Consider the following 21340-nt stretch of genomic DNA (forward strand, 5'->3'; position numbering starts at 1 on the left):
AATATGTATCCTCAAAAAATTATGGCGCAAATCTTGGCGATGCAAACCATTCCAAGAGTCAACAGTGAACTAGCAGAGCAGTTAGATTTAAAGCCACATCATCATAGCATTGGACTTGTCACACTGACAATCGACGATGTTGGCTACGTAGCCTTAGACGAGGCGACGAAAAAGGCAGATGTCGATGTTGTCTATGCAAAAAGCTTTTATGCGGGAGCGGCACATGCGTCTGGTCCATTGTCAGGTGAAGTGATTGGCATTATTGCTGGAAGCTCACCTGATGAAATTCGTAGTGGTCTTGATGCCATTCAACAAAAAATTGAATTTGATACGTATTTTGAAGCCATTAATAATAATGACAATCATGCCTTGTTTGCCCATACTGTGGCAAGCTGTGGGACGTATCTTGCTGAGCTTGCAGATGTAAAGGTTGGCACCCCACTTGCTTATTTAATTGCTCCGCCGCTTGAAGCGGTTGTTGGATTAGATGCAGCATTAAAGGCTGCAGATGTTGAGCTAAAGGTTTTCTTTGGTCCTCCATCTGAAACTAACTTTGGGGGCGGCTTATTAACTGGCAGCCAATCTTCATGCGAGGCTGCGGCACATGCATTCAGAGAAGCTATTGAAAATATAGCTAGAAACCCAGTGATTTAGAAAGGAGGCGGCTTTATGGCCACATTAGACAAAGACTTATTAGCGATTCAGGAAATGAGAGATGCCGTTAAACATGCTAATACAGCACAGGCTGCCTATATGCAATTTTCTCAGCAACAAGTAGACAACATTGTAAAGGCTGTCGCGGATGCTGCCTTTAAGGAAGCAGAGCGTTTAGCAAAAATGGCTGTGCAAGAAACAGGAATGGGTATTCCTAACCATAAAAAGATGAAAAATGAAGTTGCTTCACGAGATGTCTATGAAGATATTAAAGAATTAAAAACAGTTGGTATTGTGGGCTATGATCGGATGAAAAAAGTAGCTGAAATTGCAAGTCCTTTCGGTGTCATAGCTGGTATCGTGCCAACAACAAATCCAACCTCTACAGCGATCTTTAAGACACTTATTTCTTTAAAAACGAGAAATGGTTTAGTGCTTAGTCCACACCCATATGCTGTGAAATGTACAAAAGAGGCTTTAGATATTTGTCGAGTAGCTGCTGAAAAAGCAGGTGCGCCAGAAGGATTACTACAATGTTTAACAATGTCCTCCATGGAGGCAACACAGCAGCTAATGAAGCACCCAAACATTCATTTAATTTTAGCTACGGGTGGTGGTGCATTGGTCAAGGCGGCCTATAGCTCTGGCAAACCTGCCTATGGGGTTGGGCCAGGAAATGTACCAGCTTATATTGAAAAATCGGCTAATATTCAAAAATCTGTACGTCAATTGGTGCAAAGTAAATCGTTCGATAATGGCACAATCTGTGCAACAGAGCAAGCCATTATTGTGGATAAGATGATTGCAGAGCAAGTGCAAACAGAATTAAAGAAAAATGGTGCCTATCTATTAAATGCGGAAGAAAAAGCTAAAATGGAAAAATTGATCTCGCCAGTTCCTGGGAAAGTAAATCCCCAGATTGTCGGTAAATCAGCTACTTGCCTAGCAGATTCTGTTGGTATTACGGTACCAGACGATACAAAAGTTCTTGTGGGCTTCGAAACAATGATTGGTAAGAATATTCCATTTTCTCTTGAAAAACTATCACCAATCTTTGCGCTTTATGTTGTTGAAAACAGTACAGAAGCCAAGCAGGTGATGATTGACCTGCTCAATATTGGAGGACGCGGACATACATGCTCAATTCACACTGAAAATGCAGCATTAGCAGAGCAATTTTCTGTCGAATTACCAGTATCACGAATTGTGGTTAATACATTATCCTCAATTGGTGCAGTAGGTGGCACAACGGGCTTAGCACCATCCTTTACATTAGGCTGTGGGACATTTGGCGGCAATATTACGTCAGACAACATTACAGCAAGACATTTATTAAATATCAAACGTATGGCGTATGGCATTAAAGATGTCGAAGTGCCAAAACCAGAATTCGAAGTACAGTCCGTTGTTGAATCGGTAGTTTCACAAGAACCTACTCTTGATACAACGATGGTTCAACAAATTGTCGATCAAGTATTAAAACAAATCACATTACAAAATAAATAAATTATTTGGAGGAATGACAAATGAGTACAGCATTAGGAATGGTAGAAACAAAAGGTTTAGTAGGAGCAATTGAAGCAGCAGACGCAATGGTAAAGGCAGCAAGCGTTAATTTAGTAGGCAAAGTACATGTAGGTGGCGGGATCGTAACAGTTCTTGTACGTGGTGATGTAGGTGCAGTAAAAGCAGCAACAGATGCAGGGGCAGCAGCAGCACAACGTGTAGGAGAGCTATTATCTGTCCATGTAATTCCACGTCCACACCACGAATTAGAAATGATTTTACCAAAAGCAGAAGCATAATTTCATGTTCTTTCAAACGCTATAGATGGAAAAATAACTACCATTTATAGAAGAGAGCTGGATCTAACTTTAGAACAGCTCTCACCTTGTCCTGATAAAATAATCAACAAAATAAAGAGGTGGCTAACATGACAACAGCAACAAAAACTTTTCCAGTGGCCATTTCGGCTCGTCATATCCATCTAAGTGAAGCGGATTTACAAGCACTTTTTGGTCCAAATGCAACCCTAACGAAAGATTTCGACTTATCACAGCCAGGGCAATTTGCTGCAAAAGAGCGCGTCTCTATTGAGGGACCTAAAGGCGTTATTCATAATGTCCGTGTCCTTGGACCTGTAAGACCAGCAACCCAAGTAGAGGTAAGCCGCACTGATGCCATGAAGCTAGGAGTGACACCACCTTTACGCCAATCAGGTGATATAGACAATTCTGCGGGCATTAAAATACTTTCTCAAGACAAAGAAATAGAGATCCAGCAGGGAGTCATCATTGCGCAAGCGCATATTCATATGACTGAGGAAGATGCCAAAGCATTGGAAGTACGCAATAATGAAATAGTTTCAGTAGAAGTTGTAAGTGATCGACCTGTCACTTTCCGAGGTGTCGTTGTACGTGTTTCCAATGATTTTAGTCTGGAAATGCACATTGATACAGACGAAGCAAATGCTGGTTTTATCGAACAGCAGGCACAGGGTAAATTAATAAAAGTATCATCGTAAGGAGGAGGCAAGATGCAAGAAAATTTAGTGCAAAAAATTGTGGAAGAAGTTCTGCAACAAGTCTTAAAAAATCAATCTTCCCCTCCACATGACGGTAAAATTCCGATTGGTGTATCTGCCCGTCATGTCCATCTTGCACAAGCAGAAGTTGAACAGCTCTTTGGTGAAAATTATCAGCTCACACCGAAATTTGAGCTTTCACAGCCAGGACAATTCGCTGCGGAGGAAACTGTAGTAATTGCAGGTCCAAAAGGGTCAATTGAACGAGTGCGTATTCTTGGCCCCGCTCGTTCCTTATCGCAAGTGGAAGTAAGCTGGACAGATGCTATGAAATTGGGTCTGAAGCCACCATTAAGAATATCTGGTGATATTCAAGGTTCCAGTCCTGTTACATTGATTGGTCCAAAGGGGAGTGTTGTGTTAAATGAAGGACTCATTATTGCACAGGCACATATTCATATGTCCCCAGCGGATAGTGCAAGATTCCAAGTCGTAGATGGGCAATCCGTCCAAATTAAGGTAGAAGGTATTCGCCCGATTATTTTATCGAATGTGGTTATCCGTGTTTCAGAGCGTTATCGCTTAGAAATGCATATTGATACAGATGAAGCAAATGCAGGGTTAATTCAGCAAGGAACGCTTGCAGAAATCGTGCATCATCAAGTAAGTGAACCTATGATCGCTGTGAAAGAGCAGTCGCCAGTCTTACAGAAAGTAGAGCAACCATCTGTCTATCATTATGACAAAAAGCTACTTTCACAAATAGAAGTGCTCGATATCGATGCACAAGAAATTGTCGTTCCAAAGAAAACCATTGTGACAGCATTGGCTTATGATAAGCTGCGAGAGTTAAATAAAACATTAACGATTCGTTCAGAGTAGTAAGACAATCTGTGTCGCATAAAGAGGGTGAAGTTCATGCAAATGGGAAGAGTGATAGGCAGTGTATGGGCAACACGCAAGGAGGAGGGGCTGAATGGTTTAAAGTTACTAATCATTCAACCTATTGATTCCAATCAACAGCCGATTCGCACAGAAATGGTTGCAGCTGATCGTATAGGAGCGGGTATTGGTGATGATGTCCTGATTACAAGTGGTGGGTCATCTCGCTATATTATGAAAGATAATCCGTTACCGATTGATGCAGTTGTCATTGGTATTATTGATTCTACAGAAGTAATGAGAGGTGAGGACAATGAGTAGCGCAATTGGAATGATCGAAACAAAAGGATTAGTTGGTTCTTATGAAGCCGCTGATGCGATGATTAAAGCGTCAGATGTCACAATCGTCAAACAAGAATTTGTGGATGGTGGCATCGTGACGATTGTCGTGAAGGGTGACGTAGGTTCTGTACAAGCTGCAGTAGAGGCTGGAAAAGCAGCAGCTATGCGTGTTGGTGAATTATTAGGCGCTCACGTCATTCCGAGACCTGATGAAGATGTCTTTAAAATGATTAAAGGACCAGAGGCACCAAAGAAAAAGGCTGTCTCTGCACCAGCAGCAACCCGTGCTAAAAAAACAACAGAAACAACAGCAGCGACAGATAATCGAGGTGAGGCATAATGGCATTTCGTAAAAATAAAATCGCTGTTATTGGAGCAGGCCACACTGGTTCCACACTGAGTTTATTTTTAGCACAGAAAGAATTAGGCGATGTAGTGCTTGTTGATATTCCAGAAGCCGAGAACCCGACAAAAGGGAAAGCTTTGGATTTGCTACAAACAGGCCCCATCGAAAAATTCAATGTGTCCATTAAAGGCACGAGTCAATATGAAGATATCGCTGGCGCGGATATTGTTGTCATTACAGCAGGTATTCCACGTAAACCAGGAATGAGTCGGGATGACTTAGTCACAACAAATGCTAAAATCATTCAACAGGTTTCAAGACAAATTAAACACTATGCTCCAAATAGTATTGTTGTTGTGTTGAGTAATCCTGTTGATGCCATGACGTATGTGTGTCATAAGGAAACAGGCTTTGCCAAAAATCGTATCATCGGTCAATCTGGTGTGTTAGATACAGCTCGCTTCAACACGTTTGTGGCGCAGGAGCTTCACATTGCACCAGAGGATGTATCAGGCTTCGTCCTAGGAGGACACGGCGATGAAATGGTACCACTAATCCGTTATTCCTATGCAGGCGGCATTCCATTAGAGAAACTAATTCCTCAGGAACGACTACAGCAAATCGTGGAGCGTACGCGTAAAGGCGGCGGTGAAATTGTTGGCTTACTAGGTAATGGTAGTGCCTACTATGCACCAGCAGCAGCGTGTGCCCAAATGGTTGAAATTATTATCAAAGATCAACGAAAAATTATCCCTTCTATTGCCCTATTAGAAGGAGAGTATGGGTACCACGATCTCTTTTTAGGGGTACCAACTATTTTAGGTGGCAATGGCATCGAATCTGTCATCGAATTGCACCTTACAAATGAAGAACAAACAGCCCTTCAGCACTCTGCAGAGGCTGTGAAACAGGTAATTGCTATTTGCCAAAACATTGAATAGAGTAAACAGACTCTATTTTTCAATGGATCGAAAGGATCCCCAACTTTCTTTCCAATAAAACTTCATGATAGCTCAAAAAATGTTTGATTGGAAACCGAACATGACTTGAAGGCTAGTATAAATCCCCAATTATATAGAAAGCTCTCCTCTAGTTATGGGAGCAGAAACTGTAGCAGACTTAAAGTTTGCTGCAGTTTTTTTCATTCACAACTTATATCAAAAAAATCATAATCGCTTCTACTATAATGAAATTAGGAGGGATGTGGATGAACAACATTGTACAGAAGATGATTGATTGGATTGAGCGTCACCTATTAGAAGGATTTTCATTAGAGCAATTAGGAAAGGATATGGGTTATTCTCCTTATTACTGTTCTTTTAAATTCCATCAGACGACAGGGATGACGATTAAAAAATATAGATCACTACGTAAAATTTATCTTTCTACTATTGCATTAAAAGATCCCCAAAAGAAAATAATCGACATCGCCTTTCACTACGGCTTTTCATCGCAGGAATCCTTTTCTAGAGCTTTTAAAAGGTACTTTGGTATAAGTCCGAATGATTACAGAAAGTCTCCTCAACCTTTACAAACCTTTGTAAAGTTGAGATTACAGGATGATGGAGGATGGTTGACGATGGATATTTCTCAGAAATTTAAAATTGAAGCATTACAAGAGAAGATGAATGTGCAATACGATCAAGAGCTATTGAATGTATTAAATGGTCAAATGATGTATGAGGAGTTCGCAAAACAACAATTAATGGGCAACAGTGATTACGTTCCTTTCAATGAAGCGATGTGTGCGAATCCAACGATTAGTCCGATTTTCAGTGAAGAATTTAATAAACTGCGTGCTATAGGGCATGAGGTGTCTTTACAGCAATATGAGCAGGTGACATTGAAGCCGTTGAAGCCATTGTTAACAAATGACTATAAATGTATTGTTTTATGGTTTGGAGATGATATGTTTTGTCAGATGAATTTATTGACCGTCCTTGCTTTCCTAGAGCAACAAAGGTATCAAGGCAAAGTCTATTATTATATGGTCAAGGAAATGACCTATGATGTGGAAGAAACAGAGATAGAACTTGGACCGTATGGGGAGGTCTATCAAGAGGTCTTAATGCACCATCGTCTACCCAAGACAACGCTTATACCTGTCATGTATCAGGGCATTCAATTATTTTTCAGCTATTTAAATGAAGAGAATGAGATCACTACGTATATAAAAAAACACCTCAATCTATCTCAAAATGACCTGTTAAAGCAATTGTTTTCCCTATTTCCACACTATGGATTAGGGGATAGACAATACATCAAAATAATAGAGAAGTTAAAAAAGGAATATTCTGAATAATTATCCTAGAAAGTCCGCAATATACAAAATTTTCGAAAATATGATAAACTTATAACGTGAAAAGGAGGATGAATGCATGACTGTTCAACAATTTACAGACTATGTGAAGAAAATGCAGCATTATGAGGAAGCGCTCAATGTGATTTATTGGGATATGCGGACGGGTGCACCGAAAAAGGGGTTAGCACAACGTTCTGAGGTAATTGGTACATTATCAGCCTCCTTATTTGATATGCAGACGAGTGAAGAACTAGGAGAGCTTCTAGCAGCATTAGAGGCACAAAAAGCTGATCTTGACTATGTAACACTACGTTTAGTAGAAGAAGTAAGAAAGAATTACGATCAAAATAAAAAAATCCCTGCGAATGAATATAAAGAATTCGTCATTCTTCAATCGAAGGCAGAAACGGCTTGGGAAGAAGCGAAGGCGACGAATAATTTTGCTCTATTCCTACCATACCTAGAAGAAATCATACAATGGCAGAAAAAATTCATTCAATATTGGGGCATTAAAAATGGATCTCCATACAATACATTACTAGATTTATATGAGCCAGATATGACAACAGATGTCGTAGATCAAGTATTTGGTGAATTACGAGAGTCTATTGTGACGCTTGTTCAAAAAATTGCTCATTCATCGAATAAACCCGATACTACCATGTTATTTAAGCATTTCCCGCGTGAGGCACAGCGTGAATTATCGTTAGAATTGCTTGCTCAGCTCGGCTATGACTTCAATGCTGGTCGCTTGGATGAAAGTGTCCATCCTTTCATGATTGGCTTAAACTATGGTGACGCTCGTATTACAACTAAATATGATGAAAATGATTTCCGTTCAGCTATTTTTGGCACAATTCATGAATGTGGACATGCGATGTATGAGCAAAATATTGATGAGAAGCTTGCAGGACTGCCATTAGCGACTGGTACATCGATGGGGATTCATGAATCACAATCATTATTTTATGAAAACTTTGTCGGCAGAAATGAAAAGTTCTGGGAGCATAACTACGGACGTCTTCAGCATTTTTCACCAGCTCAATTTGGTGATGTAGCGTTAGCCGATTTTTTACGTGCCATTAATATGGTAGAACCATCATTGATTCGCATTGAAGCAGATGAACTAACGTATCCATTACATATCATGATTCGCTATGAAATTGAACGTGACCTGTTCAATGGCGATTTACAGGCGAAGGATCTACCACAGGTATGGAATGATAAATATGAGGAATATTTAGGTATTCGTCCTGAGACAGATGCACAGGGTGTACTCCAAGATATGCATTGGTCAGGTGGTATGTTTGGTTACTTCCCATCCTATGCGTTAGGAATGATCTATGCAGCGCAGTGGAAGCATGCGATGGACAAGGATATTCCTAATTTTGATAAATTACTAGAAAAAGGAGAGCTACTGCCAATTCGAGAGTGGCTAACTGAGAAAGTTCATCAATATGGAGCATTGAAAAAGCCATTTGAATTGCTGAAGGAAGCGACAGGGGAAGGCTTAAATGCGAAGTACCTAGCAGACTATTTACAAGAAAAATATACGAAACTGTATCAATTATAAAGTGAAAAAAGCGATTTCTCGTTACAGAGAAATCGCTTTTTTATAGGAAGATGCGTTTGGATGCTTACCACAATTGATAGCCTTTGGAGCCGGCTGGTGAGTTTGAAATAATATCGATAATTGGTACTGTGTAAGCGAATAAAATTAAGGCTACTAAAATAACAAGCCATATTTTAAAGTTTTCTAAAATCGCTGGTGTTGGACCGCTAAGCTCATGTACATCACCTACAGGGAATTCTTCGTCACCTTTAGGTGCGAACCAAGCTAATTTCACGACGATATAAATGATCACTAGGATGGCGATAAAGAGGATTGTTCCACCCACAGCTTGCGCGATTTGATAAGGAATCCAATCGTAAGCCTGCTGAGCGCCACCATATTCTGAGTAATCTGAGCGACGAGGCGCACCAATTAGACCAGCAATATGCATTGCTGAAGACATAATCGTCATACCAGTAGCCCATAAGATACCAGCGAAATTACTAAGATTATTTAAAGACTTTGAAAGTGTACGGCCTGTTAAATGTGGAATTAACCAGAATGCCGCACCGAAGTAAGTTAAAACAACAGCTGTTGCAATCGTTAAATGAAAATGCCCTGTAACCCAAATAGTATTATGAATTAATTGGTTCATTTGATAAGAGGCATTGACAATACCGCCTGCACCCCCTGGAATAAATGACACCATACCGATAAATGGTACGAAGAAACGAGCATCCTTCCAAGGTAATTTTTTAAACCAACCAAATAGTCCTTTGCCACCTAATTCACGTCCACGTAACTCGAACATTGCAAACATCGAGAAGGCAGTCATGAGAGAAGGTACGATAACAGCAAATGTTAAAACAACTTGAATGAACTTCCATGTACCATCAATACCAGGCTCTGTTAACTGATGGTGAATCCCAACAGGAATAGAGAAGAGTAAGAATAGCATAAACGAAAGTCTTGCTAAAGAATCGGAGAAAATTTTCCCGCCAATTACTTTTGGAATAATCACGTACCACACCATATAGGCAGGTAATAACCAGAAGTATACGAGTGCATGACCAAAATACCAGAAAAGGGTACGCGATAATGCCACATCGACACGTTCAATTAAACCTAAGGACCATGGTAATAATTGAATTAAAACAGAAGCTGCAACACCAAGCGTTGCCACGAACCACATTAAATTATTAACAACTACCATAAATGATAGTAACGGGCTGCGTTGTCCACTCGCTTTATTTTCCTTGCGCCACTGGACATAACGTAAAATTTGACCTGCGCCGCCAACCCAAGAACCAACAACGACTAATGTAAGACCTAAATAGAAAATCCAATGTGCCTTTAATGGTGCATAGAATGTATAAAGAACAGTTGCTTTATTCAATAACACCATCGTTGCGGCAGCAGCTGTACCAATCGTCATTAACCAGAAACCAATCCAGCCAAGTCTTCTCTGAGTATCAGTGAACGTACCAGATGTTCGACTTACACTTGCAATTTGGAAGCCGTAAATAAAGAATGTAGTTAATATAAGACCGAGTAATACACCATGAACTGTTAATACTTGATAATAACCAATGCCTGCTGGTAATGTAAATTGACCAGAACGTACAAAAACCTGTAATAAACCTGCAAGACCACCTAATAACAATGCGATAAATGCCACGTAAATATGTGCCATTGCTAGCTTTGCATCTCGACGATCCACTTTTGTCATTGAATTAGTGTGACTCATTTGAATCCACCACCTTTAGCATAGAGTGCATCATCGTATGTCCTGTACCACAATACTCATTACATACGATTAAAAACTCGCCGACCTTATTGACTTCTGTTACATATTCCGAAATATAGCCAGGCTCAAGCATCATATTGATATTCGTACCTGCAACCTCAAAACCATGCATAACATCCTCGCTTGTCGCGATAAATTTCACTTTTGCACCAAGTGGAACCTCAATTTGTGGAGGATTATAATTGAATGCAGAAGCAACTACTACCACTTCGTAATCCCAATCTTTACCTTCAACCTTATGGACACCTGGATTATCAAAAGGCGCTGTCTCTTTCACTTTCTCGTAATCTAGTGTTTTTTTACCATTGTTTGGATGGGAGCCTTGATGAAATGCTCCGATACCGAGAATGATCAGGAATGCCACTAAAGTGGTAACTCCAAACACAAGCCAGTATTTCTCATACTTATGTATGTGCATATATTTCTGTCCCTTCTTCGTAGATTAAAACCGTCCAATGAACAAATCGAAGCAGTACACCCAAAGTAAAATGATGATAATACCTACTCCAAAAACTGCATAGAGTGAACCTTTTAAATTTTCATCTGACTTCTTTTTATTTGCCATTTTTGCTCCTCCTACGCTTTTTATTGTTGTGTTTCTTACAGTCATCATATAAAAATCCCCTGCATTTTGATGTGAAAAAAATCACACTTCTAGAGGGATTATGTGAAAAAAGTGTGAAGAATTACGAAGAAAAAAAAACAAGCCATCTCAAAAGTCATTGAGATAGCTTGTCACCGTACTATATTTTGCTTAATTTTAGTAAAAATAAAAGATTGGTAGGAAAGTACATTCTTTTTTGTGCGAATGATAAATCTTTTGCATGTGTGCTGTCTGTTTGAGCATACAATGTCTTATTTGGAACATTCCTCAAATCTTGTTTTCTATTCTTCTTCCTCAATCGTTAATAGAACTGTTAGGGCACCGACGCTTGGGACCGAAACTGGGAGAGCAAATGCCTTTTCAAAGCCATATAATTTTGTATTGCCCACCATCACCGTTGGCGGAGTGATATCAATTTCTAAGCTTTCTTGCCCAACAGCTGTACATAAATTTCCTGCAATCATGTTACCAAATTCCCCTGTAAAGGATTCTAGCATTTCTCCTTCAAGCGGCATACCGAACATGGTACTACCGATCCCGCTGAATACTTCGGGAGAGGAGTCAATGATGACGCGTCCCTTTAAATCTCCGATTAAGCCAATTAATACGCCCATTTGTTGTTGTTGAAAGGGTTCAGAAATAATACTAGGCGACTTTACTTCTATATCCATAGGAAGAATGGTTTTTAAAGCGTGAATTGTCCCGTTTAAAATAGTTTGAAAGTACTTCGAATTACTCATCATTACCGCATCCTTTTTCCGACTTTTCTACATCTTACCATGTAAAAAGGGTAAGATGAAAGTATGTCTTGACGAATTCACATGAAATTTATAATATATTAATGAGAATGATTTTCAAATTCAATGTAAACGTCTGAAAACTTAACGAAAAATAACTAAGAAGGAGCGGTTCGCAATGACATTCGTATTGATTGGAGCAGCTGTAGTGATCTATATTGGAGTTGGAAAATACGTCATGAACCAGGCAACTGCACATTTGAAATAAGAGCTAATACTTGTTAAACATCTATAGGCATGGTCCGAATATTCGGACCATGTTTTTTTGTATTTCTAGGAATGATAAAAAAATTAAATGTTTTTTCGGAATAATTTAATTAAGATGAATTTTTATTTTTTTCTGAAAACTATTGAAATAACCAAGTTTTTTCTGTTAAGATTTTAAAAAATGGAATCGCGTTTCATATTTTGGAACGGAGGGGGAAATGAGTTTGAATATTTTAGAAGTAAGCGATTTGAAAATAGGTATTCAACAAAATAAAAAAGATATTGCCATTGTGAATGGAGTATCATTTCAACTTGAAAAAGGAAAAACTTTGGGGATTGTAGGGGAATCAGGTTGTGGAAAAAGCATGACATCACTTTCACTTATGGGATTGTTACCTGCTGGGGTTAACTGGCAAGGTGGAGAAGTTTACATAGATCAAAAACAAATTAATAAAAAGTCGAATAAGGAATGGCGAAAGATTCGTGGGAAAAAAATTTCTATGATATTTCAAGAACCAATGAGTTCGCTCAATCCAGTATATAAGGTTGGTTCTCAAATTATGGAAATGATTCATAGCCATGAAAAAATTTCAAGGAAAGAAGCTCATGAACGTGCCGTTGATATGCTTCGTCTCGTAGGTATTCCTCGTCCAGATAAAGTAGTGAATGAATATCCTCATCAATTATCAGGAGGAATGCGACAAAGGGTTATGATCGCCATGGCATTGGCTTGTGGACCAGAAATATTAATTGCAGATGAACCTACTACAGCATTAGATGTGACAATCCAGGCTCAGATTTTAGATTTAATGAGAGACATACAAGAAAAACTAGATATGTCCATCATTTTAATTACCCATGATCTTGGTGTAGTAGCAGAAATATGTGAGAAAGTAATTGTGATGTATGCTGGTGAAATTGTTGAAGAGGCAACAGTGCTAGATTTGTTTAATTATCCGCTTCATCCATATACAAAAGGGTTATTAAATTCATTGCCTGACATTGAATCAGAACAAGAGTACCTTCCATCAATAGAAGGGGTGGTGCCATCACCATCCGATATGCCTTCAGGTTGTAGATTTTTCGATCGCTGCGAATTTGCAACAGATCAATGTAAAAAGAAGCCTGATCTATATACAACCTCTATTGGTACCAAAGTTAGATGTTGGCTGTACGAAGAGAACGAAGTAGGAGGGGGAATTGTCAATGGGCAGTCCATTGTTAGAAGTTAAACACTTAAAGAAATATTTTCCAGTTAAAGGATCACGTTCAGGTCATTTAAAAGCAGTAGATGATGTTTCATTTTTTGTAAATGAGGGTGAGGTTTTAGGAATTGTCGGAGAGTCTGGGTGTGGAAAGTCCACTATGGGTAAAACATTAATTCAGCTTCTAACACCTACTGAGGGTGAAATTTTACTGAATGGAGAAAATATTGCCACTCTTAGCCCAAAAGAGGTACGTCAAAAGCGCCGTGATATGCAAATCATCTTTCAAGACCCTTTTTCTTCCCTTAATCCTCGTATGAAGGTGTTTAAAATAATCGAAGAACCTTTGGTGAATTTTGGAATAGGTACAAAGGAAGAGAGAAAACAACGCGTTTATGAAGTAGCTAAACAGGTTGGACTTACACAAAAGCAGTTAGAACGTTTTCCACATGAATTTTCAGGTGGTCAAAGACAACGGATTGGAATTGCTCGAGCATTAGTGTCCAATCCAAAATTGATTGTTGCAGATGAACCAGTATCTGCTCTGGATGTTTCCATTCAATCTCAAGTATTAAATATTATGAAAGATTTAAAAAAGGAAATGAACCTTACCTACATTTTCATATCACATGATTTAAGTGTAGTGCATCATTTTTGTGACCGCATAGGGGTAATGTATTTAGGAAAGTTAGTGGAAATGGCAGATAAACACGAATTATTTAATAATCCTAAACATCCATACACAAAAGCTTTACTATCGGCATTACCAAAATCTCATCCTTCAAAAGTAAAGGAGCGAATTGTGCTAAGTGGAGATGTTCCCAATCCTGCTAATCCACCATCGGGTTGTACATTCCATACACGATGCCCAAACTGCATGGAAATATGTAAAGTGACACCTCCGAAATTTAAAAAAATTGGCGATAAGCATGAAGTTTCCTGTTTACTTTATGAAGAGCAAATGGAGCGATTAACATGAGCAAAACATTGGAAAAAGGTATTAATATTTTAACGTTATTTACTGAAGAAAAACCTTCTTGGCGGTTAGACGAGCTAGCGATCGAAACGGATATTCCTAAACCGACTTTACATAGGTTTTTAAAAACATTTACAGATTTAGGCGTATTAAAACGTCCTTACGTTCAAAGCGGTGGACAGTTAGTATTGAGTGATCATTATCTACTTGGGAATAAACTCATTGAATTAGGTGCAATTGCTGCAAATTCAATTGAAATTCGTTCTTTGGCTATACCGTATATGAAGATGTTGCAACAGAAGTTTGACTTGGCTGTTCAACTAAGCATACTGGATGAAACAGATGGTCTTTATATCGAAAAAATCGAAAGTTTAAAACCAGTTTTATTATATACACGGGTGGGGAGAAGAGCACCTCTTTATGCAGGCGCTTGTTCAAGAATACTTTTATCCTTTCAATCAGAGGAAAAAATTAGTGAGGTACTTCAAAAAACTCGTAAAAAATATGCTAGTGGAACACCTGTTACTGATGAAGAGATATTTGAACTAATTGAATTTGGGAAAAAAAATGGCTATGCCTACAGCGTGTCAGAATTGGAAGAAGGCACTGTATCAATAGCAGTACCGATTTTCAATAGTGAACGCAAGGTAGAATACTCGATTAGTATAGCGGGCATAGAGACACTCATACCAAAAGAAAAAATAAATGAATTTTTAGAAGGTCTGTGGGAAACGGCAGCTTCAATATCTGCTGAACTAGGTTATTCGATGCCATATCCTTATGGCGTATAGATAGCACAAATACAAAAGGGGATGAACAATGTATGAAGAAACAAAAATGGATTGCGCTATTACTTGTTTGTATAATGATTGTTTTAACAGCATGTAGTGGCGGTACATCATCAAAAGACGAAAGTAAAAATAGTAGTAAATCATCTGGTGAAAATCCAGCAGCAACACGTGGAAATGAATTAGTTATTCGTGTGGCAGGAGACCCACAAAACTGGGACCCAATTGATACATTTTTACTTGCTTGGAGTACAGTAGCAACATCGGTATTTGAAGGATTAGTAAGTCGTTCTTTAGATTTAGAAATTCAACCAGGGTTAGCGGAATCTTGGGAATATATAGATGATAAAACGATTGTTTTTAAACTACGACAAGGTGTTACCTTCCATAATGGCGAACCGTTTAATGCGGAAGCAGTTAAATTTACATTTGATCGTCTACTAGGAGAAGAAGGTCAACAAGGTCCGCAATATTCAAACTATACGTCGATTGACAATGTTGAAGTGACAGGTGACTATGAAGTCACTATGCACCTAAATGCTATTGACCCAGTATTATTGACTAAACTTTCAGGATATGGTGCTGTCATCGTACCACCTAAATATATCCAAGAACAGGGTGCAGAGAATTTTGACATGAAGCCTGTTGGTACTGGTCCATTTAAAATGACTGATTATCAACGTGATAAACAAGTAGTTATTGAGCGATATGAAGATTATTGGAATAAAGATGCTATTAAACTAGATAAAGTAACATTTAAAGTGATTCCAGAGACAGCGACGGCACTGGCAGAATTACAAACAGGAAATATTGATATTATGACACGTTTAGAGGTTTCGCAAGCGGCAACAGCAGAAGGAACTGATTTCATTGAATTAAAGGATGTGTCCACTCCTACAGCGTATTCAATTCGTTTTGATACAGCACAAAAGCCTGTTGATGATGTACGTGTTCGTCAAGCGATTAACTATGCCATTGATAAGGAAACAATAGTGAAAGAAATTTTAGGTGGCTATGGCAACCTCATTAGTTCGTTCCAAAGTAATCTATCTTTTGGCTATAACAAAGATTTAGAGCCATATCCATATGATCCAGAAAAAGCAAAAAAATTACTTGCAGAAGCTAAGGTTCCTGAAGGTACTACACTTGAATTCTTTATTCCAGGTACGGATGGAACATTTAAAGAAATAGCCCAAGCAGTAGCATTTTATTTACAAGAAGTGGGATTAAAAGTTTCTATTAATAGTGTGGAAAATACTACATTCCAATCAGAGTTAATACCACAAGGGAAAGCTGGTCAAATGTATAAAAATGGCTGGGGTGGTTGGACTTTAGATTTTGATAATACAGCTTATTTAATGTATCACGAAGGGGAATTCTGGAATCCATCCTATAAAAATGAAAAAGTTGAACAATTATTAGCGGCAGAGCGAGCAACAATTAATAATGAGGAGCGTCAAAAAATCTTTAAAGAGCTGACAGAAGTGTTATATGAAGATGCTGCAGAAGTTAATTTATATTCTGAGGTTGAAATATACGCAGTGAATAAACGAATAAAAGATTTCCAACCACCTCATGATGGCCGCTTTAGATTTGAAGGTGTCACTGTCGAGTAAGTAAAAAATTATGAGATAGTATGCTTGTCATACTATCTCTTTCATTTCAAATTAGGAGGATGGAATTATGCTTTCCTATATACTACGACGTTTATCGCATACAGTGTTGGTGATAATTGCTGTCTCATTAATTATATTTTTCGCCATTCGTTTAACGGGGGATCCGGTAAGCATCATGTTCGGTGCTGGGGAACCTTCACAACAAGCAGTAGAGGAACTGACAGCAAAGTTGGGTTTAGATAAGCCCATTTGGGAGCAATATATCATATTCATGAAAGATTTAGTAACGCTTGATTTTGGTACATCGTATCGTTCGAATAGTCCAGTTTTGGAAATGTTGTTAGAACGAGCATGGCCAACACTAGCACTTGCTTTAGGGGGGATGACTGTAGCATTGTTAATCGCTATTCCTATCGGTATCCTATCTGCAGTTTATAAAGGCAAGTCCATTGATATTTTTGGTCGTATTTTTTCTTTATTAGGTATCTCTTTCCCTAATTTTTGGTTAGCGTTTATGCTAATCTTGATCTTTGCTGTTCAGTTAAAATGGTTACCTGTATCGGGCTTTGATGGGTTTAGCTCATTGATCCTGCCATCCATTGCATTGGGTCTGATTTTATCTGGTATTTTAGTTCGATTAATTCGTACCTCTATGCTTGAGGTACTTAAAATGCAATATGTGACAACTGCTCGAGCAAAAGGAATTAGAGAATGGCTTGTCATTATTCGACATGCCTTTCGAAATGCCTTATTGCCAACTGTGACGTTTGTTGGGTTACAGTTCGGTGGACTCTTAGGGGGGGCTGTTATTGTAGAGCAAGTATTTTCTTGGCCGGGAATCGGAAGATTAATTGTTGATTCTATTAATCAACGAGATTATCCAGTCGTACAGGGTGGAGTAATTCTCCTAGCTCTTATCATGATTGTCGTCAATCTAATTGTGGATTTATGTTATTCATTAATTAACCCAAAAATACGCACTGGAAGAGGTGACAATTAATGACACAGATAATGGAAGCAGAAAAAGTCGAAATAAAAAAGGTTAGTAGAATAATAAGTATTTTAAAGTTTATTAAAAATAATCCAACTGGGATAATCGGTCTATTATTAGTTGTCACGACTATTCTATGTGCGATATTTGCCCCTTATATTGCTCCACATGATCCAGGAGCAGCTAGCTTAGGACATCGTCTAGATTTGCCTAAATGGTTAGACGATACTGGTAAATCTCAATATTTACTTGGGGGAGACCAAGTTGGACGGGATTTGCTAAGTAGGATTATATATGGTGCTCGTATTTCCCTTTTGGTAGGGATTTGTGGTGTGCTCATTTCGTTAGTCCTTGGAACATTTCTTGGAATTGTGTCAGGGTATTTTGGGAAATGGATGGACGATTTAATCATGAGGTTAGCTGAAGTTCAATTAGGTCTGCCATTTATTTTACTAGCAATTGTAATTATGAGTGTATTTGGAACAGGGATTGAAAAAATCATTATTATTCTTGGACTTACATATTGGGTTAGTTTTGCTAGGTTAATTCGAGGGGAGATTTTGGCTCTAAAGGAACAAGAATATATACAGGCTGCAAAGGCAATCGGAGGCACACATTTTAAAATTATCCTTAAGCACATCTTACCAAATGTTGCTTCTTCGATTTTAGTGTTAGCAACGATGTGTATCGCAGAGTTTATCTTATTAGAGGCTTCACTAACATTTTTAGGGTTAGGTGTTGAACCGACAGTACCTTCGTGGGGCGGAATGTTAGCAGACAGTCGGAATTATATGACGTCAGCTTGGTGGATTTCTGTATTTCCAGGTATTGCAATTATGTTAACTGTACTAGGCTTTAATTTACTAGGAGATTGGCTACGAGATCGCTTAGATCCAAATATGAAAGTTTAGGTGATAGTGTGAACTCTAAAATATTTTCAATTTTATTTAATAAGAATGAAACCCTAAAAAAGCCTTCTTTATTTATAAACTTACCTACAAATCTTGTTCCAATCGGATTGATTGATTTTTGTGCGAGGTTAGGCTTAGAGTCAAATGAAATAGATTTTGATTTATTTCAAGCGTCTAATCAGCAGTACTCGATGGAATTTTTACAACATAGTAGTACATTTATTTCACAGAATGGGTCTATCTTTACACTCTATTATGAGACTGAGTCTTCGCTGTCAACGTTGTTAAGTACGATAGCAAGTGAAGGAATGGCCGAAACGCATACAGATATTCCATCCTCTTATTATGAAAGTTTAAGTCATCTGTGGTCAGCCTATGGAACTGGTGAGAAGGACGAGGCACATCCACATCAGCATTTAAGTGTGAAAATTAATTTACAACAAGAAATCATGTCAAACGCCATTATAAAAGAAGTTTGCTATCTTGCATTACGTTTAGGACTGTATGCTACCTCTGTTTCTTTACCAGTTGTCACAGAAGATCATCGACAGTTCTCGATTGATATCAAGCAAGGAACTGAAAATTTCATGGAGTTAAGTTCTAGAAACGTTATTCAAATTTGTGGTACTAAAGATTGCTTACCGACTGTCCTACATTCAATAGCAAAAGAAAAGCATGTGTCTGAAGGTGGCTTATTTGGTGTTTGGGAGCTAAACGAAAAACAAGTAAATGTAGCAGATTTGTTGTATGAAACAACATGGGAAGATGAATCGGAAGCATCGTATATTTTAAATGCTTTGCAAGATGAACCAAATAAAATGCTTGATGCTGAAATCTATCTTACAGCTTCTAAAAAAAATCGAGATGAATATTGTTTAGATTTGTATAAGAAATTTTCAAATTTAAAGACAATTACAGTTCGCTCTGCGTTTAAAACAGGGTTATACTGGATATTAGAGGAAGTACTTCCATCTGTTTCGGGTCATTTTGAACAAGTAAAAATAATATGTAAAGATGGGGTTAATCAAAATGGTTTAGAACAACATAATCGCTGGATTATGGAACTTTACCCAGTGGACGAATTGATTGAAATGCAATATGGCATACCGAAAGAAAATGTACAATTTGAGCTTTCAAGCACACAGCAGCACATCTATAGTGTCTATGTTGATGATCTATTAATTGCTGAATTAAATCCGCTGATTAGTGAATTGGATTATGTTGATGGTCAGAGAAAAGTCTATCCAACTACAGCGGGGTATAGGTTATTTGAAGATGGGAAACTGGTTCAAGAAAATGCAATATTGTCAGATCGTGAGCGTTTCTATAAAACGTATATCAATGAGTTTCTTCCTCAGATAGTGGGAAAATTAAATATTGATGTAACAAATCGTGATCAAGGACAATTGTTCCCTTTATTTGATCGCATCGAAATTGACTTTACTTCATCTGGAATTGAAGAAGAATTAAACGTGAAGCAAGAAGCAAACTCGTCCTTTGAAGCGTTATACGAAGACCTTTATTTTAACACGCTTGATTATTTTAATGAACTCGGTCGCCGATTAGTTAATCAACCTTATCAAGCTCCTGGTGGTATTATTCCCTTTATTCATATAGAGGAAAATATTTATAAGCCTATTAAAAGTGTAATACGGGCATACAAATGGCATGAAAAAACCAATTTAGTTTCAGTTACAAAAAGAATTTTATTTAACCAAGAGGGGCAATTTGAAACAGTAGAAATGTATTTAGGTAATTATCTGAAAGTAATGAAAATGAATGATAATTTAAAATACAAAATTAAAAATGTTTATCAACTATCAACGCGGTATCAAAATTATTCTGAGGTCAAACTAAATTATGGGGATATATCTTACAAAGGGAATGTCATTCCATTTTTTGAAGTGACTGAGCCTATTACTAGTGACTTTTATTCAGGACTTAAAAAATCGGATGAAAAGCATACGATTGTCTTTGAAGCGGGCCATCATCCAAACGAAGTATCTAGTACACCTGCTATATTAGAGCTCATGGAAGATATTATTTGTCACCATCCTGAAATCTTAAAAAAGATTAATATAATCATTATTCCGCTATCAAATCCAGATGGTTATGAAATAATGGAGAGCTTGACAAAAGAACATCCAAAATGGAAACATCATGCTGCAAGATTTAATGCGGTAGGTTTAGAGTTTGCCTATGTCAAATTCCAAGAAAGTGTATTTGGTGAGGCAAATGTTTTACCACTTATCTTAAAAAAATGGGCACCTGATATAGTGATTGATGATCATGGAATCCCTGCTCGTGAATGGGTTCAACCATTCGCAGGATATGCGTGTCCACCTATTTTCCCTGTTTCTTACACGCTTCCAAGTGCTAAGATCTACGGAATTGGTCGATATGCGGATTATGATACGAGGGAAGTCCAGGCTACGAATCTAGAACGAGTAGCTGAAAAAGTGAATATGATTTTTGAGGGTACAATATTTGCCCAAGAAAATGCATATTGGCGTGAACGCTACTATAAATATGGCACAAAGTGGGATCCACAAAAGTACCCAATTGAAGAAATGGGAAATATAAATTTTTATCGAAGTATGGAAGTTACGCCAACATACTCATCGGTAAGTATATTACGCTACCCGCAGTGGGTGGCTCTAGATATCATTTCTGAAGTGTCTGATGAAATTGTTTATGATGAAGAATTAACTTCTTGTATTGAAGCACATAAATTATTTAATCAAGCTATTATTGAAGCAGCACTTTCTACTAAAGTAAATAAAATTAAACAATTTGGACGCTACTTTAAAAAACGTCCGATAGAAATCAGGTGACA

Annotated in this window: 21 protein-coding genes; 17 read left to right on the forward strand and 4 right to left on the reverse strand. The window is 38.0% G+C overall.

The features are described from left to right. Positions 1–3 precede the first annotated feature (3 nt). The 10 genes from eutL to MKY76_RS08185 all read left to right on the forward strand — a co-directional run bounded on the left by eutL (position 4) and on the right by MKY76_RS08185 (position 8623). Positions 4–654 (forward strand): ethanolamine utilization microcompartment protein EutL, encoded by a 651-nt coding sequence (gene eutL / locus MKY76_RS08140; RefSeq protein ID WP_036077522.1) that lies wholly within the window; start codon positions 4–6, stop codon positions 652–654. 15 nt (positions 655–669) lie between these two features. Then, positions 670–2160 (forward strand): aldehyde dehydrogenase family protein, encoded by a 1491-nt coding sequence (locus MKY76_RS08145; protein ID WP_342557635.1) that lies wholly within the window; start codon positions 670–672, stop codon positions 2158–2160. Between the two features lie 20 nt (positions 2161–2180). Continuing rightward, complete coding sequence (locus MKY76_RS08150) at positions 2181–2459, forward strand: BMC domain-containing protein (RefSeq protein ID WP_004269321.1); 279 nt, start codon at positions 2181–2183, stop codon at positions 2457–2459. A gap of 128 nt (positions 2460–2587) precedes the next feature. Beyond that, positions 2588–3178, forward strand: coding sequence for a phosphate propanoyltransferase (locus tag MKY76_RS08155; RefSeq protein WP_112117727.1), 591 nt, complete (start codon positions 2588–2590; stop codon positions 3176–3178). Positions 3179–3190: 12 nt separating this feature from the next. Then, a complete protein-coding gene (locus tag MKY76_RS08160) occupies positions 3191–4060 on the forward strand; it encodes a phosphate propanoyltransferase (protein WP_342557636.1) in 870 nt (289 codons plus the stop codon). A 36-nt stretch (positions 4061–4096) separates the two neighbouring features. After that, positions 4097–4381 carry a EutN/CcmL family microcompartment protein gene (locus MKY76_RS08165; RefSeq protein WP_004269324.1) on the forward strand — a complete coding sequence of 95 codons (285 nt, stop codon included), beginning with the start codon at positions 4097–4099 and terminating at the stop codon, positions 4379–4381. Continuing rightward, positions 4374–4742 (forward strand): BMC domain-containing protein, encoded by a 369-nt coding sequence (locus MKY76_RS08170; protein WP_112117728.1) that lies wholly within the window; start codon positions 4374–4376, stop codon positions 4740–4742. The genes MKY76_RS08165 and MKY76_RS08170 overlap by 8 nt, the downstream gene beginning before the upstream one ends. Then, entirely contained in the window at positions 4742–5689 is a 948-nt protein-coding gene (gene mdh / locus MKY76_RS08175; protein WP_016991928.1) for a malate dehydrogenase, read from the forward strand. The genes MKY76_RS08170 and mdh overlap by 1 nt, the downstream gene beginning before the upstream one ends. A gap of 266 nt (positions 5690–5955) precedes the next feature. Further along, the gene (locus MKY76_RS08180; protein ID WP_342557637.1) at positions 5956–7050 is read left to right on the forward strand and encodes an AraC family transcriptional regulator; all 1095 of its coding nucleotides are present in this window, start codon (positions 5956–5958) and stop codon (positions 7048–7050) included. Between the two features lie 76 nt (positions 7051–7126). Further along, positions 7127–8623 carry a carboxypeptidase M32 gene (locus MKY76_RS08185; protein WP_342557638.1) on the forward strand — a complete coding sequence of 499 codons (1497 nt, stop codon included), beginning with the start codon at positions 7127–7129 and terminating at the stop codon, positions 8621–8623. A 64-nt stretch (positions 8624–8687) separates the two neighbouring features. Here MKY76_RS08185 and MKY76_RS08190 read toward each other — a convergent pair whose 3' ends face one another. From MKY76_RS08190 to MKY76_RS08205, 4 genes are all read right to left on the reverse strand, one after another. Then, the gene (locus tag MKY76_RS08190; RefSeq protein ID WP_048390013.1) at positions 8688–10349 is read right to left on the reverse strand and encodes a b(o/a)3-type cytochrome-c oxidase subunit 1; all 1662 of its coding nucleotides are present in this window, start codon (positions 10347–10349) and stop codon (positions 8688–8690) included. Continuing rightward, positions 10336–10827 (reverse strand): cytochrome b5, encoded by a 492-nt coding sequence (locus MKY76_RS08195; protein ID WP_004269330.1) that lies wholly within the window; start codon positions 10825–10827, stop codon positions 10336–10338. The genes MKY76_RS08190 and MKY76_RS08195 overlap by 14 nt, the downstream gene beginning before the upstream one ends. 24 nt (positions 10828–10851) lie before the next feature. Then, positions 10852–11022: a hypothetical protein gene (locus MKY76_RS08200; RefSeq protein ID WP_175400755.1), complete on the reverse strand. Its 171-nt coding sequence runs from the start codon at positions 11020–11022 to the stop codon at positions 10852–10854. Positions 11023–11294: 272 nt separating this feature from the next. Next, complete coding sequence (locus MKY76_RS08205; RefSeq protein WP_048390015.1) at positions 11295–11753, reverse strand: chemotaxis protein CheX; 459 nt, start codon at positions 11751–11753, stop codon at positions 11295–11297. A gap of 482 nt (positions 11754–12235) precedes the next feature. Between MKY76_RS08205 and MKY76_RS08210 the strand changes: the two genes are divergently transcribed. From MKY76_RS08210 to MKY76_RS08240, 7 genes are all read left to right on the forward strand, one after another. Beyond that, complete coding sequence (locus tag MKY76_RS08210; RefSeq protein WP_026023343.1) at positions 12236–13249, forward strand: ABC transporter ATP-binding protein; 1014 nt, start codon at positions 12236–12238, stop codon at positions 13247–13249. Beyond that, positions 13224–14201 (forward strand): dipeptide ABC transporter ATP-binding protein, encoded by a 978-nt coding sequence (locus MKY76_RS08215; RefSeq protein WP_036077504.1) that lies wholly within the window; start codon positions 13224–13226, stop codon positions 14199–14201. Before MKY76_RS08210 ends, MKY76_RS08215 begins: the two co-directional genes overlap by 26 nt. Continuing rightward, a complete protein-coding gene (locus MKY76_RS08220) occupies positions 14198–14989 on the forward strand; it encodes an IclR family transcriptional regulator (protein ID WP_016991920.1) in 792 nt (263 codons plus the stop codon). Before MKY76_RS08215 ends, MKY76_RS08220 begins: the two co-directional genes overlap by 4 nt. 32 nt (positions 14990–15021) lie before the next feature. Next, complete coding sequence (locus MKY76_RS08225; protein ID WP_016991919.1) at positions 15022–16602, forward strand: ABC transporter substrate-binding protein; 1581 nt, start codon at positions 15022–15024, stop codon at positions 16600–16602. Positions 16603–16669: 67 nt separating this feature from the next. Next, the gene (nikB, locus tag MKY76_RS08230) at positions 16670–17602 is read left to right on the forward strand and encodes a nickel ABC transporter permease (protein WP_036077499.1); all 933 of its coding nucleotides are present in this window, start codon (positions 16670–16672) and stop codon (positions 17600–17602) included. Continuing rightward, complete coding sequence (locus MKY76_RS08235; RefSeq protein WP_342557639.1) at positions 17602–18504, forward strand: ABC transporter permease; 903 nt, start codon at positions 17602–17604, stop codon at positions 18502–18504. Before nikB ends, MKY76_RS08235 begins: the two co-directional genes overlap by 1 nt. 8 nt (positions 18505–18512) lie before the next feature. Then, on the forward strand, positions 18513–21338 hold the full coding sequence (locus MKY76_RS08240; RefSeq protein ID WP_342557640.1) for a M14 family metallopeptidase: 2826 nt from the start codon (positions 18513–18515) through the stop codon (positions 21336–21338). Positions 21339–21340 lie beyond the last annotated feature (2 nt).

The organism is Lysinibacillus sp. FSL P4-0201, from assembly GCF_038593425.1.
Taxonomy (GTDB): Bacteria; Bacillota; Bacilli; order Bacillales_A; family Planococcaceae; genus Lysinibacillus; species Lysinibacillus capsici.